14 protein-coding genes are annotated in these 16,532 nt (G+C 70.9%); 8 read left to right on the top strand and 6 right to left on the bottom strand.

The features are described 5' to 3' along the window. Positions 1-6: 6 nt before the first annotated feature. The 3 genes from ACFVX4_RS10330 (at position 7) to ACFVX4_RS10320 (ending at position 3,484) form a co-directional block, all read left to right on the top strand. Positions 7-1,440: an RsmB/NOP family class I SAM-dependent RNA methyltransferase gene (locus tag ACFVX4_RS10330; RefSeq protein ID WP_389974152.1), complete on the top strand. Its 1,434-nt coding sequence runs from the start codon at positions 7-9 to the stop codon at positions 1,438-1,440. Positions 1,441-1,631: 191 nt separating this feature from the next. Further along, positions 1,632-2,315, top strand: coding sequence for a ribulose-phosphate 3-epimerase (rpe, locus tag ACFVX4_RS10325; protein WP_389974149.1), 684 nt, complete (start codon positions 1,632-1,634; stop codon positions 2,313-2,315). A gap of 152 nt (positions 2,316-2,467) precedes the next feature. Next, complete coding sequence (locus ACFVX4_RS10320) at positions 2,468-3,484, top strand: sugar-binding transcriptional regulator (protein WP_093541023.1); 1,017 nt, start codon at positions 2,468-2,470, stop codon at positions 3,482-3,484. A gap of 96 nt (positions 3,485-3,580) precedes the next feature. Here ACFVX4_RS10320 and ACFVX4_RS10315 read toward each other — a convergent pair whose 3' ends face one another. Next, on the bottom strand, positions 3,581-4,603 hold the full coding sequence (locus ACFVX4_RS10315) for a terpene cyclase (protein ID WP_389974146.1): 1,023 nt from the start codon (positions 4,601-4,603) through the stop codon (positions 3,581-3,583). A gap of 307 nt (positions 4,604-4,910) precedes the next feature. Between ACFVX4_RS10315 and ACFVX4_RS10310 the strand changes: the two genes are divergently transcribed. From ACFVX4_RS10310 to ACFVX4_RS10290, 5 genes are all read left to right on the top strand, one after another. Then, positions 4,911-6,377 carry a GuaB1 family IMP dehydrogenase-related protein gene (locus ACFVX4_RS10310; protein WP_389974143.1) on the top strand — a complete coding sequence of 489 codons (1,467 nt, stop codon included), beginning with the start codon at positions 4,911-4,913 and terminating at the stop codon, positions 6,375-6,377. 197 nt (positions 6,378-6,574) lie between these two features. Then, the gene (locus ACFVX4_RS10305) at positions 6,575-8,032 is read left to right on the top strand and encodes an aldehyde dehydrogenase family protein (protein ID WP_266422024.1); all 1,458 of its coding nucleotides are present in this window, start codon (positions 6,575-6,577) and stop codon (positions 8,030-8,032) included. Between the two features lie 110 nt (positions 8,033-8,142). Beyond that, complete coding sequence (locus tag ACFVX4_RS10300; RefSeq protein WP_189543760.1) at positions 8,143-8,598, top strand: Lrp/AsnC family transcriptional regulator; 456 nt, start codon at positions 8,143-8,145, stop codon at positions 8,596-8,598. A gap of 208 nt (positions 8,599-8,806) precedes the next feature. After that, positions 8,807-9,604 carry a carbon-nitrogen hydrolase family protein gene (locus tag ACFVX4_RS10295; protein WP_389974140.1) on the top strand — a complete coding sequence of 266 codons (798 nt, stop codon included), beginning with the start codon at positions 8,807-8,809 and terminating at the stop codon, positions 9,602-9,604. Between the two features lie 254 nt (positions 9,605-9,858). Then, entirely contained in the window at positions 9,859-11,550 is a 1,692-nt protein-coding gene (locus ACFVX4_RS10290; RefSeq protein WP_389974137.1) for a flavin monoamine oxidase family protein, read from the top strand. Between the two features lie 18 nt (positions 11,551-11,568). Here the strand turns inward: ACFVX4_RS10290 and ACFVX4_RS10285 are convergent, their stop codons facing one another. The 5 genes from ACFVX4_RS10285 to ACFVX4_RS10265 all read right to left on the bottom strand — a co-directional run bounded on the left by ACFVX4_RS10285 (position 11,569) and on the right by ACFVX4_RS10265 (position 16,532). Further along, a complete protein-coding gene (locus ACFVX4_RS10285; protein WP_389974134.1) occupies positions 11,569-12,417 on the bottom strand; it encodes a fumarylacetoacetate hydrolase family protein in 849 nt (282 codons plus the stop codon). 62 nt (positions 12,418-12,479) lie between these two features. Then, the gene (locus ACFVX4_RS10280; RefSeq protein WP_389974131.1) at positions 12,480-13,502 is read right to left on the bottom strand and encodes a hydroxyacid dehydrogenase; all 1,023 of its coding nucleotides are present in this window, start codon (positions 13,500-13,502) and stop codon (positions 12,480-12,482) included. Beyond that, positions 13,486-14,541, bottom strand: coding sequence for a dihydrodipicolinate synthase family protein (locus ACFVX4_RS10275; RefSeq protein WP_389974128.1), 1,056 nt, complete (start codon positions 14,539-14,541; stop codon positions 13,486-13,488). Before ACFVX4_RS10275 ends, ACFVX4_RS10280 begins: the two co-directional genes overlap by 17 nt. An 8-nt stretch (positions 14,542-14,549) precedes the next feature. Continuing rightward, a complete protein-coding gene (locus tag ACFVX4_RS10270; RefSeq protein WP_389974125.1) occupies positions 14,550-15,578 on the bottom strand; it encodes an NAD-dependent epimerase/dehydratase family protein in 1,029 nt (342 codons plus the stop codon). Between the two features lie 6 nt (positions 15,579-15,584). Then, on the bottom strand, positions 15,585-16,532 hold the full coding sequence (locus ACFVX4_RS10265; protein ID WP_389974122.1) for a carbohydrate ABC transporter permease: 948 nt from the start codon (positions 16,530-16,532) through the stop codon (positions 15,585-15,587).

The following is a 16,532-nucleotide window of genomic DNA, read 5'->3' as shown; positions in this document are numbered from 1 at the left end:
TTTCACGTGAACGACCAGCAGCGTCGCCGTCCCGCCAAGCCGCATCGCCGCCCCAAGAAGGACCCGGTCCGGTTCCTCGCCTTCGAAGCCCTCAGGGCCGTCGACGAACGGGACGCGTACGCCAATCTCGTCCTGCCCCCGCTGCTGAAGAAGGCGCGCGCCAAGGGCGACTTCGACAACCGGGACGCGGCGCTGGCGACCGAGCTGGTCTACGGCACGCTGCGCCGCCAGGGGACGTACGACGCGATCGTCGCGGCCTGCATCGACCGGCCGCTGCGCGAGGTCGACCCGCCGGTCCTGGACGTGCTCAACATGGGCGTGCACCAGCTCCTCGACACCCGTATCCCCACCCACGCGGCGGTCTCCGCCAGCGTGGAGCTGGCCCGGGTGGTGCTCGGCGAGGGGCGGGCCAAGTTCGTCAACGCCGTGCTGCGCAAGGTCACCGCGGACGACCTCGACGGCTGGGTGGCCCGTGTGGCCCCGTCGTACGAGGAGGACGCCGAGGACCACCTCGCGGTCGTGCACTCGCATCCGCGCTGGGTCGTCTCGGCCCTGTGGGACGCGCTGGGCGGCGGCCGGGCCGGGATCGAGGACCTCCTCGAAGCGGACAACGAGCGGCCGGAGGTCACCCTGGTCGCCCGCCCCGGCCGCTCCACCACCGACGAGCTGCTCACCGCCCTCGGCGACGGGAACGGCCTGCCGGGCCGCTGGTCGCCGTACGCCGTGCGGATGGCGGAGGGCGGCGAGCCCGGCGCCCTGACCGCCGTCCAGGAGGGCCGGGCCGGGGTCCAGGACGAGGGCAGCCAGCTGGTGGCCGCCGCCCTCGCCAACGCACCGGTGGAGGGCGGCGACAACCGCTGGCTCGACGGCTGCGCGGGACCCGGCGGCAAGGCCGCCCTGCTCGCCGCACTCGCCGCCGAACGGGGCGCCGCCCTGCTCGCCGCCGAGAAGCAGCCGCACCGGGCCCGTCTCGTCGAGCGTGCGCTGGCCGGCAACCCCGGCCCGTACCAGGTGATCACCGCCGACGGCACCCGCCCGCCGTGGCGGCACGGCAGCTTCGACCGGGTCCTGATGGACGTGCCGTGCTCGGGCCTCGGCGCCCTGCGCCGCCGCCCGGAGGCGCGCTGGCGGCGCCGCAAGGAGGACCTGGAGAACTTCGCGCCGCTCCAACGCGGCCTGCTGCGCGAGGCGTTGAAGGCCGTACGGGTCGGCGGCATCGTCGGCTACGCGACCTGCTCGCCGCACCTTGCGGAGACCCGGGTCGTCGTCGACGACGTGCTCAAGGGGCGGGGCGGTCAGCCCGTCGATGCCGAGTGGGTGGACGCCCGCCCGCTGATGCCGGGCGTGCCCGCGCTGGGCGACGGCCCCGACGTCCAGCTGTGGCCACATCTGCACGGCACGGACGCGATGTACCTGGCCCTGCTGCGACGTACCGCCTGAACCGGGCCGACGTGCCTCGGGGGCCCCGGCGTGTTCCGTGCACCGCCGGGGCCGCCCGAAGCGCCCGCCGCGGGCCGAAACGCCCGTATCGTGCGGCCGGAGCGCCCGGATCGAGCGAACTGTAATGATCCCGTGAGGCTTTGGCCCGCACCGGGGCGGGGAAGTGGCGCGGAACATGGCAGGCTTGGGACATGGCCCAGATCAACCCCAGCATCCTGTCCGCCGACTTCGCCCGTCTCGCCGAGGAGGCGAAGGCGGTCGAAGGCGCCGACTGGCTCCACGTCGATGTGATGGACAACCACTTCGTGCCCAATCTGACCCTCGGCGTGCCGGTCGTCGAATCGCTCAGCCGGGCCACGGACACCCCGCTGGACTGCCATCTGATGATCGCGGACCCGGACCGCTGGGCTCCCCAGTACGTCGAGGCCGGCGCCGGTTCCGTCACCTTCCACGCGGAGGCCGCGGCAGCCCCCGTACGGCTGGCGCGGGAGATCCGGGCCAAGGGCGCCCGCGCCTCCATGGCGCTCAAGCCCGCGACGCCCATCGAGCCGTACGAGGACCTGCTCCCCGAGCTCGACATGCTGCTGATCATGACGGTGGAGCCGGGCTTCGGCGGCCAGGCCTTCCTGGACATCATGCTGCCGAAGATCCGCCGCACCCGTGAGCTGATCTCCAAGCACGGCCTCGAACTGTGGCTCCAGGTCGACGGCGGCGTCTCCGCGTCCACCATCGAGCGGTGCGCCGAGGCCGGTGCGGATGTCTTCGTCGCGGGTTCGGCGGTGTACGGGGCGACGGACCCGGCCGAAGCGGTGCGGGCCCTGCGCGCCCAGGCCGACGGGGCCACCGCCTCGGCGGCCTGGGCGTGCGGCCACTGACACCGGCACCGACTCCCGCCGCCGATCGCGGGTCGGCCGGGCCAAGGGCAGATGAACTCGGTCCGACGGGACCGATCAGGGAACGCCGTATCTGACAGGATGAACGGCGTATCGAGAGTGTGAACAGCAGTGAGGAGATCGCGGTGTCTGCAATGTCGGCGGGCCGGTCCGCCCTGCGGATGGGGCCCGCGGAGCTGGTGCAGGCGGCGGCCATGGCCCGCCGCTTCTACCTTGAAGGAAAGTCGAAGATCCAGATCGCCGAGGAGTTCGGCGTCAGCCGCTTCAAGGTGGCCCGGGTCCTGGAGACGGCTCTTGAGCGCGACCTCGTACGGATCGAGATCCGCGTCCCCGCCGAGCTGGACGCCGAGCGCTCCGACGCGCTCCGGGCCCGCTACGGGCTGCGCCACGCGGTCGTCGTCGAATCCCCGGCCGAGGAGCAGGACGACGCACCGGACCCGGAGAACCTGGGCGAGGTCGCGGCCGATCTCCTGGGCGAACTGGTGAACGAGGGCGATGTGCTCGGTCTGGCCTGGGGCCGGTCCACCATCCACATGGCCGCGGCGCTCGACCGGCTGCCGCCGTGCACGGTCGTGCAGCTCACCGGGGTGTACGACGCGGGGACGGCCGAGCGCGGCTCCGTCGAGGCGGTCCGGCGGGCCGCCCAGGTGTCCGGCGGCGAGGCCCACCCCATCTACGCGCCGATGCTGCTGCCCGACCCGGCCACGGCCGCCGCGCTGCGCCACCAGACCGGTATCGCCCGCGCCTTCGACTACTTCGACAAGGTCACGGTCGCGGCGGTCTCCATCGGCTCCTGGGAGCCGGGCATCTCGACCGTCCACGACATGCTCAGCGACGAGGAGCGGGCGCATTATGCGTCGCTCGGCGTCGCGGCGGAGATGTCGGCGCACCTCTTCGACACCGAGGGGCGGCGGGTCGGCCGGGACCTGGGGGAGCGGTGCATCACGGTCGAGGCCGACCGGCTGCGCCGGATCCCCGAGGTGGTGGCGATCGCGGGCGGTCAGCGCAAGGCCGCGGCGATCGGGGCGGTGCTGAGGTCCGGGCTCGTCACCAGCCTGGTGACGGACACGGCTGCGGCCGACTATCTGCTGACCGAGTCGGCGGCGCCGCAGCGGCCGGCGCTGGAGCGGGCCGATCCGGACGGGGACTGAGCGGTCCGGGGGCGGCCACCGCCGCCCCAGCGGACGGCGGCCACCGAACCGTCCGGACAGCGCGTGCCCCGTCCGGACGGGGTCCGGCCCGGTGGTTCAGTCCCGTGCCACGCCCAGGACCGTCGCCTCCAGGTACTCCTCCGGCTCCTCGTACTGACTCACGTCGGCCGGGTTGTAGCGCGGGGTCTGCCGCGACCAGTCGAGGTTGCCGCGCATCCAGCTCTGCATGCCCTCCAGGTACGGCGTGAGCATCCAGGACAGCTGCGGGTACGCGGCCAGCAGCTCGGACTCGGCGGTGAGGAAGCGCTCCGTCTCCGCCGCGATCTCCGCGCAGACGTGTTCGAGCGCCTGCCGCTCCCTGTAGCCGCGATGGTGCCGGACCAGATGGACGAGATTGTGGATCTCGCCGAGCACCTGTTCCTTCTCGTACGAGTACACGTCGTTGGCCCAGCACACGACATTGCACGAGGCTTCCAGCGCGGTGATGAACCGGGAGTCGTTGTGGATCGACTCGGGAGCCTCGATCCCGGCGACGATCTCTATCAGGTCCATGCAGACATGTATCGCGCCGGTGTGACGGCGCTTGGCGATGTACGTCTCCTCGGACGGCACCACACCGGCGGCCCGGTTACCCGCCTCCCACGTGGTGGCCGTCGTGAGATACGTGGTGAGGTGCCAGCAGAACCGGGTGCGCCAGTGCGCGGCGGCGGTCGGCGTCGTCCGCTCCCACAGATCGGCCAGGGCGATCACGGCGGCGGGCAGCTGTCCCTCCGGCAGGGTGCCCGGGGTGTCGCCCTCGATCACGGTCCGCATCAGATCGACCACGTCCCGCACCCGCTCCGGGCTGCGGCCGAGATGGCCGTCGTCGAGCTGGTCGTCGACGAGAAACAGCCATACGAACCAGTCGGCGACGAGGTCGAGATTCTTGCTGTCCGCGGTTGGGTACACCATGCCGACGAATGAGCCGAAGTCGGCCTGCGCGAAGCGGTCCCTGGCCGAATCACGGTGCACCAGCCCGGTGTTGCGCGTCCATTCGTCGAGGTGGACTCTGGTGTGCCCGACGTGAGGGTTGGTTCGCTGGGGGAACGGGCAGTAGATGTCCGGCAGTTCGCTCTCCACGGGTGGGTCGTGATCCTCTCCGGTCGTACGTGTGACGGAAGTTGTGACCCTTCCGGCTGTTCCTCCGGGGCGTAGACGAGACCCACGGGACCTGCGGCTTTGAAGCTACCCGACCCCTTGTCACCAGGTCCAGGGAAGATGATCGGGAATGATTCGAACGTCCTTCGGGTAGGGTCCGCGGGCAAGGCAGGTTCCACTTGCCCGGGACTCCCGCCCGGTTCCTTCGGAGGAACATACGAACGCGGGTGCCCTTTGTTGTGTCTTCATGGAAGCGACCTGCTCCGTTTCGTGTGAAAAAATGAGCGTTATGCGTTTTCTTGAGCCCGGTACTGGTCGTTACACAGAGTCCCCCTCGGTCCCGTACGACCTCACGTACGACGACGTCTTCATGGTCCCGGGCCGTTCGGCAGTCGGTTCCCGCCAGGGTGTCGATCTCTCCTCGCCCGACGGCACCGGCACCACCATCCCGCTCGTCGTCGCGAACATGACCGCCATCGCGGGCCGCCGGATGGCCGAAACGATCGCCCGCCGCGGTGGGCTCGTCGTCATCCCGCAGGACATCCCGATCGAGGTCGTCACCGACGTCATCTCCTGGGTGAAGACGCGGCACCTGGTGCTCGACACGCCGATCGTGCTGGCCCCGGGCCAGACGGTCGCCGACGCACTGTCGCTGCTGCCGAAGCGCGCGCACGGCGCGGGCGTCGTCGTCGACGAGGAACAGCGGCCCCTCGGTGTCGTCACCGAGCACGACCTGACCGGCGTCGACCGCTTCACCCAGCTCTCCGAGGTCATGTCCAAGGACCTGGTGCTGCTCGACGCGGACATCGACCCGCGCGACGCGTTCAACAAGCTGGACGGTGTCCACCGCAAGCTCGCCCCCGCCGTCGACGCGGAGGGCCGGCTCGTCGGCATCCTCACCCGTAAGGCCGCCCTGCGCGCCACCCTGTACACCCCCGCAACCGACGCCGACGGCAGGCTGCGGATCGCCGCCGCCGTCGGGATCAACGGCGACGTCGCGGGCAAGGCCAAGCAGCTTCTCGACGCGGGCGTCGACACGCTCGTCGTGGACACCGCCCACGGCCACCAGGAGTCCATGATCAGCGCGGTCCGGGCCGTCCGCGCGCTCGACCCGCACGTCCCGATCGTCGCGGGCAACATCGTCGCCGCCGAGGGCGTGCGCGACCTCGTCGAGGCCGGCGCGGACATCATCAAGGTCGGTGTCGGCCCCGGCGCCATGTGCACCACCCGGATGATGACCGGTGTGGGCCGGCCGCAGTTCTCCGCCGTTCTGGAGTGCGCCGCCGAGGCGAAGAAGTACGGCAAGCACGTCTGGGCGGACGGCGGCGTCCGGCACCCGCGCGATGTCGCCATGGCGCTCGCCGCGGGCGCGTCCAACGTGATGATCGGCTCCTGGTTCGCCGGAACGTACGAGTCGCCCGGCGACCTCCAGCAGTCCGCCGACGGCCGCTTCTACAAGGAGTCCTTCGGCATGGCGTCCGCGCGCGCCGTGAAGAACCGCACCTCGGACGAGTCCTCGTACGACCGGGCCCGCAAGGCGCTCTTCGAGGAGGGCATCTCCACCTCGCGGATGTTCCTCGACCCGGCCAGGCCCGGCGTCGAGGACCTGATCGACTCGATCATCGCGGGCGTCCGCTCCTCCTGCACCTACGCCGGTGCGGCCTCCCTGGCGGAGTTCGCCGAGAAGGCGGTCGTCGGGGTGCAGAGCGCCGCCGGATACGCCGAGGGCAAGCCGCTGCACGCCAGCTGGAGTTGATCCCGAAGTGCCGCAACGCCGGTGCCCCTCCAGGCCGTTCGGGCCCGGAGGGGCACCGGCGTTTTCGGGTGCTTTCACCGGATGGCACGGATGTCCGGTTCCGGCCCCGGCCGACGCGACTATCCGGTTCAACCCCATTGGAATGTAAGTAACATGAAGCCCAATCAACTGCCCGTTCCTCCGTGGTAAGGGATCTCATGTCCTTCTTCACCGACCTGGCTCATCAGTACATCGACGGAGAGTGGAGGCCGGGCAAGGGCTCCTGGGACATCATCGACTTCAATCCGTACAACGGTGAGAAGCTCGCCTCGATCACGGTCGCCACGGCCGACGAGGTGGACCAGGCCTACCGGTCCGCGCAGGACGCCCAGCGGGCCTGGGGCGACACCAACCCGTACGCCAGGCGGATGGTGCTGGAGCGGGCGCTGCGCATCGTCGAGGAGCGCGAGTCCGAGATCGGCGACGCGATCGTCGCGGAACTGGGCGGCACCCGGCTGAAGGCGGCCTTCGAGCTGCACCTCGCCAAGGAGTTCCTGCGGGAGTCGGTCCAGCTCGCGCTGCGGCCCGCCGGGCAGATACTGCCCTCGCCGACCGAGGGCAAGGAGAACCGTGTCTACCGGGTGCCCGTCGGCGTCGTGGGCGTCATCAGCCCCTTCAACTTCCCGTTCCTGCTGTCGCTGAAGTCGGTCGCCCCCGCCCTGGCCCTCGGCAACGCGGTGGTGCTCAAGCCGCACCAGAACACCCCGGTCTGCGGCGGCACGCTGGTGGCGAAGGTGTTCGAGGAGGCCGGGCTGCCGGCCGGCCTGCTGAACGTCGTGGTCACCGACATCGCCGAGATCGGTGACGCGCTGCTGGAGCACCCCGTTCCGCAGGTCATCTCCTTCACCGGCTCGGACAAGGTGGGGCGGCACGTCGCCACGGTCTGCGCGGCGAACCTCAAGCGCGCCGTGCTCGAACTCGGTGGCAACAGCGCGCTGATCGTCCTCGACGACGCCGATCTGGACTACGCCGTGGACGCGGCCGTGTTCAGCCGGTACGTGCACCAGGGCCAGGTCTGCATGGCCGCCAACCGGATCCTGGTCGACCGGGCGGTGGAGAAGGAGTTCACCGAGAAGTTCGTCGCCAAGGTCGCCTCGCTGCCGGTCGGCGACCCGGCCGACCCGGAGACCGTGATCGGCCCGCTGATCAACTCCTCGCAGGCCGAGGCCATTTCCTCGCTCGTCGAGCAGACCGTGGCGGCCGGTGCGACGGCCCTGCTGCACGGCCGGGCCGACGGCAATCTGGTGAGCCCGTCCGTGCTGACCGGGCTGGCCGCCGATTCCCCCGTCCTGTCCCAGGAGATCTTCGGGCCGGTCGCGCTCCTCGTGCCGTTCGACGGCGAGGACGAGGCGGTACGGATCGCCAACGACACCCCGTACGGCCTGAGCGGTGCGGTGCACACCGGTGACATCGAGCGCGGCGTACGGGTCGGGCAGCGCATCCACACCGGCATGATCCACATCAACGACGGCACGGTCCACGACGAGCCGATCGTCCCCTTCGGCGGCGAGAAGAGCTCCGGCCTCGGCCGGCTGAACGGCGACGCGATGGTCGAGGCCTTCACCAGCCAGAAGTGGATCTCGGTGCAGCACGGCCGCTCGCGGTTCCCGTTCTGACCGGTCACGCCCTGCGGTGAGCGCGCCCGGCCGGGCGCGCCATGGTCTACTTCGGGGGCGGCCCGCGCCGCCTCCGACACCGGCCATCGCAGAGAAGTGACCCGCCCGAAGTGCGCCTGAACGACCTCGACGAACGCATCGTCCACGCCCTCGCCGAAGACGCCCGGCGCTCCTACGCCGACATCGGCGCGATGATCGGCCTGTCCGCGCCCGCCGTGAAACGCCGGGTGGACCGGCTGCGCGCCGAGGGCGCCATCACCGGCTTCACGGTCCGGGTGGACCCGGCGGCGCTGGGCTGGGAGACCGAGGGGTTCATCGAGATCTACTGCAGCCGCAACACCTCGCCGGAGGCGATCAAGCAGGGGCTCGCGCGCTATCCGGAGATCGCTTCGGCGTCCACGGTGACGGGCGAGGCCGACGCGATCGTGCAGGTCTTCGCCGCGGACATGCGCCACTTCGAGCAGGTCCTGGAGAGGATCGCGGGCGAGCCGTACGTGGAGCGGACGAAGTCCGTGCTGGTGCTGTCGCCACTGCTGCGCCGGTACTCCTCGGGCGCGCCGGAGTAGGTGCCGGGCGGGCCTGCCGGCTGTCCCGCGTGAGACCTGGGTCACCCTGTTGACCTGCGGAGACGCCCCACGCAATGAATCGCCGCCGGTGGCTGTCGGCGCGCAATGGATCGACGGTGTACGCGCAACGCTCGCGCCTTGTCGGGCGCGAGCGGCGGACCGTACCGTCGATACGTCCCCGCCCCGCCCGCACCGTCCGAGGTCAGCCATGCCGCCGTTGCGCACCGCCCTGCTCCAGAGCTCCGGACGACCCGGGCACGTGGACGAGAACATCGAGACGCTCGGCGAAGCCGCACGGCGGGCGGCCGACGCCGGGGCGCGACTGCTGGTCTGCCCCGAACTGTTCCTGACCGGATACGCCATCGGAGCCGATGTGCCCCGGCTGGCCGAGCCGGCCGACGGGCCGTCCGCCCTGGCCGTCGGCGAGATCGCCGCACGGCACGGGCTCGCCGTCCTCTACGGCTACCCGGAGCGCGCCGGCGAGCGGATCTTCAACGCCGCGCAGCTCATCGGGGAGGGCGGGGCGGCGCTCGCGAACTACCGCAAGACCCACCTCTTCGGCGGCTTCGAGCAGGAGTGGTTCACCCCGGGCGAGCAGACCGTGGTCCAGGCCGAACTGGACGGCGTACGCGTCGGGATCATGATCTGCTACGACGTCGAGTTCCCGGAGAACGTCCGCGCGCACGCCCTCGCGGGCACCGATCTGCTCCTGGTGCCCACCGCGCAGATGCACCCCTTCCAGTTCGTCGCCGAGTCCGTCGTGCCGGTCCGTGCCTTCGAGAACCAGATGTACGTGGCGTACGTCAACAGGACCGGCCCGGAAGGCGAGTTCGAGTTCGTCGGGCTGAGCTGCCTGGCCGGCCCCGACGGCACCGTCCGCACCCGCGCCGGACGCGGCGAGGAACTGGCCGTCGGCGAGGTCGACCCCGATTTCCTGAGTGCCTCGCGCGCCGCCAACCCGTATCTGCACGACCGCCGCCCCGGTCTGTACGGCTCCCTCGTCTGAGAGGCTGTCGGGTGACCTCCAATCGGGCAGCCAAGGTCTGGCACGCACGCTTCCCGCGTTGCTGAAATGCCCTAGTAGCTCCTTCCCCGAACTCTCAACTTCGTTCGAGCAGGGGAGGCCCCATCCGAGGACATCCCGGCGCCTTGGAATCGCACGCACCAGACCGCGTCCGCTTTCCGATCGGAGGTCACCCGACAGCCTCTGAGCCCGCACCCCTCCGTTCCACCTTCATTCGCGCAAGGAGTCCCTGCCCCATGACGTCCACGGTGCCCAACGCCGTCCAGCACACCGACGCCACCGAGCCGATCACCATGTTCGGACCGGACTTCCCCTACGCGTACGACGACTTCCTGGCGCACCCGGCCGGCATCGGCCAGATACCCGCGACCGAACACGGCACCGAGGTCGCCGTCATCGGCGGCGGACTCTCCGGCATCGTCGCCGCGTACGAGCTGATGAAGATGGGGCTCAAGCCCGTCGTCTACGAGGCGGACGAGATCGGCGGCCGGCTGCGCACCGTCGGGTTCGACGGATGCGACCCGGAACTCACCGCCGAGATGGGCGCGATGCGGTTCCCGCCGTCCTCCACCGCGCTCCAGCACTACATCGACCTGGTCGGCCTGGAGACCAGGCCGTTCCCCAACCCGCTCTCCGCGGCCACCCCGTCGACCGTCGTCGACCTCAAGGGCGAGTCGCACTACGCGCGGACCATCGACGACCTGCCGCAGGTCTACCGCGATGTGATGGACGCCTGGAACCGGTGCCTGGAGGAGGGCGCGGACTTCTCCGACATGAACCGCGCGATGCGCGAGCGCGACGTGCCGCGCATCCGGGAGATCTGGGCGAAGCTCGTCCAGAAGCTCGACAACCAGACCTTCTACGGATTCCTCTGCGACTCCGACGCCTTCAAGTCGTTCCGGCACCGGGAGATCTTCGGCCAGGTCGGCTTCGGCACCGGCGGCTGGGACACCGACTTCCCCAACTCCATCCTGGAGATCCTCCGCGTCGTCTACACCGAGGCGGACGACCACCACCGCGGCATCGTCGGCGGCAGCCAGCAGCTCCCGCTGCGGCTCTGGGACCGGGAGCCGCAGAAGATCGTCCACTGGCCGCTCGGCACGTCCCTGTCCTCGCTGCACGAAGGCGAGCCGCGCCCCGCCGTGACCCGGCTGAACCGCACCGCCGGCAACCGGATCACCGTCACCGACGCCACCGGCGACATCCGCACCTACCCGGCCGCGATCTTCACCGGGCAGTCCTGGCTGCTGCTCTCGAAGATCGACTGCGACGACGCGCTCTTCCCGATCGACCACTGGACGGCGATGGAGCGCACCCACTACATGGAGTCGTCCAAGCTCTTCGTGCCCGTCGACCGGCCGTTCTGGCTGGACAAGGACGCGGCCACGGGGCGGGACACCATGTCGATGACGCTCACCGACCGGATGACCCGGGGGACGTACCTGCTGGACGACGGCCCCGACCGGCCCGCCGTCATCTGTCTCTCGTACACCTGGTGCGACGACAGTCTGAAGTGGCTGCCGCTCTCCCCGAACGAGCGCATGGACGTCATGCTCAAGTCGCTCGGCGAGATCTATCCGGACATCGACATCAGGAAGCACATCATCGGCAACCCGGTGACCGTCTCCTGGGAGAACGAGCCGTGGTTCATGGGGGCGTTCAAGGCCAATCTGCCGGGCCACTACCGCTACCAGCGGCGGCTGTTCACCCACTTCATGCAGGACCGGCTGCCCGCCGACCGCCGGGGCCTGTTCCTCGCGGGCGACGACATCTCCTGGACGGCCGGATGGGCCGAGGGCGCCGTACAGACCGCGCTCAACGCCGTCTGGGGCGTGATGACCCAGTTCGGCGGCGCGACCGATGCGACGAACCCCGGCCCCGGCGACGTCTTCGACGACATCGCCCCGGTCGAACTCCCGGAGGACTGAGCCGCCTTGCGGCTTCCGTTATGCGGGCCGGCAGACGCTGCGCTGCCGGCCGAGGCCCGAGATCTCGACCTCCATCACATCGTCCGGGCCCAGGTAGGGGAAACGACCGGACAGCGCCACGCCCTGCGGGGTACCGGTGTTGACGATGTCGCCGGGCTCCAGCACCAGGTACTGCGACAGATGGTGCACCAGATGTGCCACGCTGAAGATCATGTCCGCGGTGCTGGAGTCCTGCCGCGGCTCGCCGTTGACGTAGCTGCGCAGCCGCAGCCGCTGCGGGTCGCTGACCTCGTCGGCGGTCACCAGCACCGGGCCCAGCGGGTTGAACGTGGCGCAGCTCTTGCCCTTGGACCACTGGCCGCCCGACTCCTCCAGCTGGAAGGCGCGTTCGGAGACGTCGTTGCTGACGGCGTAGCCCGCGATGTGCGCGGCGGCGTCGGCGGGGGAGTCCAGGTAGGAGGCGCGACGGCCGATGACGACGGCCAGCTCCACCTCCCAGTCCGTCTTCTTCGAGCCGCGCGGGATCAGGACGTCGTCGTACGGGCCGACGACGGTGTTCGGCGACTTGTAGAAGAGGATCGGCTGCTCGGGCGGCTCGGCACCCGACTCCGCCGCGTGGGCGGCGTAGTTCTGGCCGATGCAGAGCAGCGCGGAGGGCCGGGCCACGGGCGCGCCGATCCGCTGACCGGTGATGTCGATCTCCGGGAGCACCGGCTCGGCGGGCACCAGATGCGGATTGTCGGCGAGCGCGGCGAGGAACGCGCCGTCGATGTCGTCGGTGATGCCGGACAGGTCGTAGTGACGGCCCTCGGGGCAGACGAGGACCGGGCGCTCGTGGCCAGGCTCGCCGATGCGCATCAGTCGCATGAAGTGAAATCTCCTGAACGGTACGGGGGTTGGGGCCATCTGGGGCCTTGTCGCACCAGGGCCTAGTGCAGGCGGGCGAGGGCGTCGGCGGAGACGGCGTGGACCGGCGGGTGTCCGGCGAGCAGCCGCAGCACCTCGTCGACCGCGCTGGCGCCGAGCCGCTGCCGGCACTCGACGCTGCCCGCCGCCTGGTGCGGGGTGAGCAGCACGTTCGGCAGGGAACGGAAGGGGTGGCCGGTGGGCAGCGGCTCGTCGTCGAAGACATCGATCGCCGCGTCCAGCCGGCCCCGGGCCAGCTCGGCGAGGAGCGCGTCCTCGTCGACCAGCCACGATCTGGCGGTGTTCACCAGACCCGCCCCGTCCGGCATCAGCGCCAGCTGCTCGGCGCCGATCATCCGGTGGGTCTCCTCGGTGACCGGGGCGTGCACGGCCACGATCCTGCTGCGCGAGAGCAGCGTCTCCAAGGGTACGGACTCCACGCCGAGCGCCTCGGCGTCCGCATCGGACAGGTACGGGTCGGTGGCGCCCACCCGCGCCCCCATCGCCCGTACCAGGGCGATGTAGGCACGCCCGGTGCGGGAGGCACCGATCACGCCGATGTCGCTGCCGTGGATCTCGTGGCGCGGCGGGGCCTCGCTCGCCGCCGCCCACTCCAGCCCGCCCCGCAGCGCGTGGTCGAAGCGGTGGACGCGGTGGAGCAGCGAGAGCGTAAACGCGAGGGCCACCTCGGCGACCGGGCGGGCCATCTCGTCACCGGCCTGGGTGACCAGGATGCCGCGCCGGAACACCTCCTCGGTGACATAGGGCGCGACCGCCGAACCGGTGTGCGCCACCAGCTCCAGCCGGTCGGCGTGGGACAGCAGTTCGCTGTCCACCCGGGGCGCCCGCCACGAGGTGATCAGCGCACGGGCCCCGGGCAGCGCGGCCGCGACCGCCGCCCGGTCGGAGTGGTCGTCGACGACGGTGAGTTCGGCCGCCCGCTCCAGCTTCCGCCACACCTCGGCGGTGAAGAACTGGGCCCGCAGGTCCGGCGGTACGGCGACGACCACGCGGGAGCGATCGGCAGGATCAGGAGAGCCAGGCATCGAGGTGCTCCGCAACGAAGGCGTCATCGGTCAGCCAAGGGTAGGCCGCGGCCACCCGGCTGATCTCCTCGGCCTGTCCGGGCGAGAGCGTCTCGGCCGGGTCCAGGCACCGGATGTTCGCCAACAGGCCCTGCCGGCGCAGCACTTCGTGCACCCCGGCGATGCAGCCGCGGAACGCGCCGCGCACATCGAAGACCGCGCTGTTGGCATCGGTCAGCTCGGGGCGCCGGGCCAGGCAGCGCACCATCGCCTCGTGGTCCCCGCCGCGCGCCCTGCGGACATCGTCCAGGAGCGTCACCGCGGAGCCGGTCCACACGGCCCACTGGCCGAGGAGCCCGCCCGCGAACCAGCGCTGCGTGCCGCCCGCCGTCTCGTACGGGGTGAGCAGATCACCGATGATGTCGTCGTCGTTGCCGGTGTACAGCGCCACCTCGTCGGCCCGGTCCGCGGCGGCCACGGCGCGTACGACATCGGCGGTTCGGTAGCGGTCGAACGGGGCGATCTTCACCGCGGCGGTGTTCGGCAGATCGGTGAACGACGACCAGAAGTGCGGCGACAGATACCGTCCGCCGACGGCCTCCTGTAGGTAGAAGCCGATCACCGGCAGCACCTCGCCGACCGCCCGCGCCCGCTCCAGCAGCCCCTTCTCGTCCGCGCCGGGCACGGCCGGGCTGAGCAGTACCGCGTCGTAGCCGAGCTCGGCGGCGGTCTCGGCCTCCGAGACGGCCTGCGCCGTGTAGCCGCAGGCACCGGCGACCTTGATGAACGGCCGACCGGCCTCGGCGTCGATCGTCTCGGCGGCGAGCTCCAGGACCGGCCGGAACAGGCCGACCTCCGGTTCGCGGATCTCGAACTGGGTGGTGTGCACGGCGACGGCGACGCCGCCCGCGCCCGAGGCGAGGTAGTAGCGGGTCAGCGCACGCTGCCGGCGCTCGTCGAAGGAGCCGTCGTCGTGCAGGGCGAGCGGGTGCGCGGGGATCACGGCACCGTGGGCGAGCGCGGCCAGGGCGGGGGTCGACACGAGGGAGGGAGTGGACATGGAGTGGATCAGAACCTTCCGTCACGGACCTGGAACTTGGTGGGCTTGCCGGACAGCGGCAGCCCGCGGCGCAGCCAGCCGGCCTGCCACTCGACGAGGGTGCGCAGGGCGACATCCGGGTAGCCGAACAGCGCGTGGCAGCGGCTCGCGTCGGAGAGCAGCGCGGTGGGCGCCTCCTCGCCGGCGAAGACCGGCTCCTTGCCGAACTCCTCGCCGAACCACTGGGCGATGCGGCGCACCGAAGCGGTCTCGGGGCCGGTGAGGTTGAGGGTGAACGCCTCGCCGTCGGTGGCGTGCAGCAGCGAGCGCAGGGCGACCTCGTTGGCGTACGCCTGCCACACCACATTGGCGTGACCGGTCGTCACATCGACCGGCTCGCCCGCCTGTACGCGGTAGGCGATGTCGGCGAGGACACCGTAGCGCAGGTCGACCGCGTAGTTGAGGCGGATGTTGGCGACCCTGGTGCCGCGGGTCAGCGCCGCGTGGCCGAAGATCCGCTCCCGGCCCAGGCACGACATGGCGTACTCGCCGACCGGGCCGACCGGGTCGCTCTCGGTGCAGCCGCCGGAGGAGACCGGCACCAGCGGGTACACATTGCCGGTGGAGAACGCGGCGATCCGTGCCCCCGACCAGCGGCGCGCCACCCGGTCCGGCATCGCGGCGTTCACCGCCCAGGCGTGCGAGGGGGCCCCGGCGGAGCCGAACTTGGCGCCGACCATGAAGACGATGTTCCCGGCGTCCGGCAGTTCGGCCAGATCGGCGGCCGGGTCCATCAGGTCGAAGGCCACGGTGGAGACCCCGGCGGCCTCCAGCTCGTCCGCGGCGGCCTTGTCGGACCAGCGGGAGACCGCGTACACGGTCACGTCCTGGCGGCCCGCGGCGTCCAGCGCCCGGCGGGCGAGCCGGCACAGGCTGGGGCCCATCTTGCCGCCGGCGCCGAGCACCAGCAGATCGCCTTCTAGGCGGCCGAGATCGGCGACGAGCGCGGGGGAGGGGGTGGCGAGCCGCTCTTCGAGTGCGGCCTCATCGGTGAACATTGGTGGCTATCCCTTGATTCCGGACGCGGTGACGCCCTCGGTGAAGTAGCGCTGGCCCACCATGTACGCGGCGAAGATGGGCACGAACGCGATGACGGAGCCGGAGAGCACCACATTGAGCGGCACGTTCTGCTGCTGGAGCGAGGCGATGCCGACGGTGAGGGTGCGCATGTCGGTGGACTGGCCGATGACCAGCGGCCACAGGAAGTCGTTCCAGTGCCACAGGAAGACGAAGACGCCGAGCGTGGCCAGGATCGGCTTCAGCAGCGGCAGCACGATCCGGTAGAAGATCTGCCACTCGTTGCAGCCGTCGAGCCGGGCCGCCTCGAAGAGTTCGTCCGGCAGCCCCTGGATGAACTGCCGCATCAGGAACACCGCCTGGGCGTTGGCGAGGGTCGGCACGATCAGACCCCAGTACGTGTCCACGCCGCCCAGCTTCGCGATCATCGCGAAGGTCGGGATCATCGTGACGTGGTACGGGACCATCACCATCGACAGGAACGACCAGAACATCGTCTCCCGGCCCGGGAAGCGCTTCTTGGCGAAGGCGTACCCGGCGAGCGAGGCGAGCAGCAGCACGCCGACGACCGAGACGACCGAGTAGATCAGCGTGTTGAACAGCCAGCGCGGCACGTCCTGGGAGTTCATGACGGTGTCGTACGCCTCGCCGGTCAGTGGCCACGGCAGCAGACTGCCGGGGAACTCGACCGCCGCGGACGGCTTCAGGGAGAGCACGACCATCGCGTAGAACGGGAAGACCGTCACGAGCGCGGCCACCGTCAGCAGCACGGCGCGGCCGATCCGGCCGGCCCGGGTGGGCCGCATGCCGTACGGGACGGTGTCCTGCTCCGAGAGCTTGCGCAGTTTGCGTTCGGCGCGGCGCGCGGCCCGGTCGGGGGCCGCGGGGGCTTTCGGCGCGGGCGGGGTCTCGGTCTCTGCGGGTGCTGCGGTCAT

It is taken from the genome of Streptomyces sp. NPDC058240, assembly GCF_042882135.1.
Classification (GTDB): Bacteria; Actinomycetota; Actinomycetes; order Streptomycetales; family Streptomycetaceae; genus Streptomyces.
This window is presented reverse-complemented; position numbering and strand designations above follow the sequence as displayed.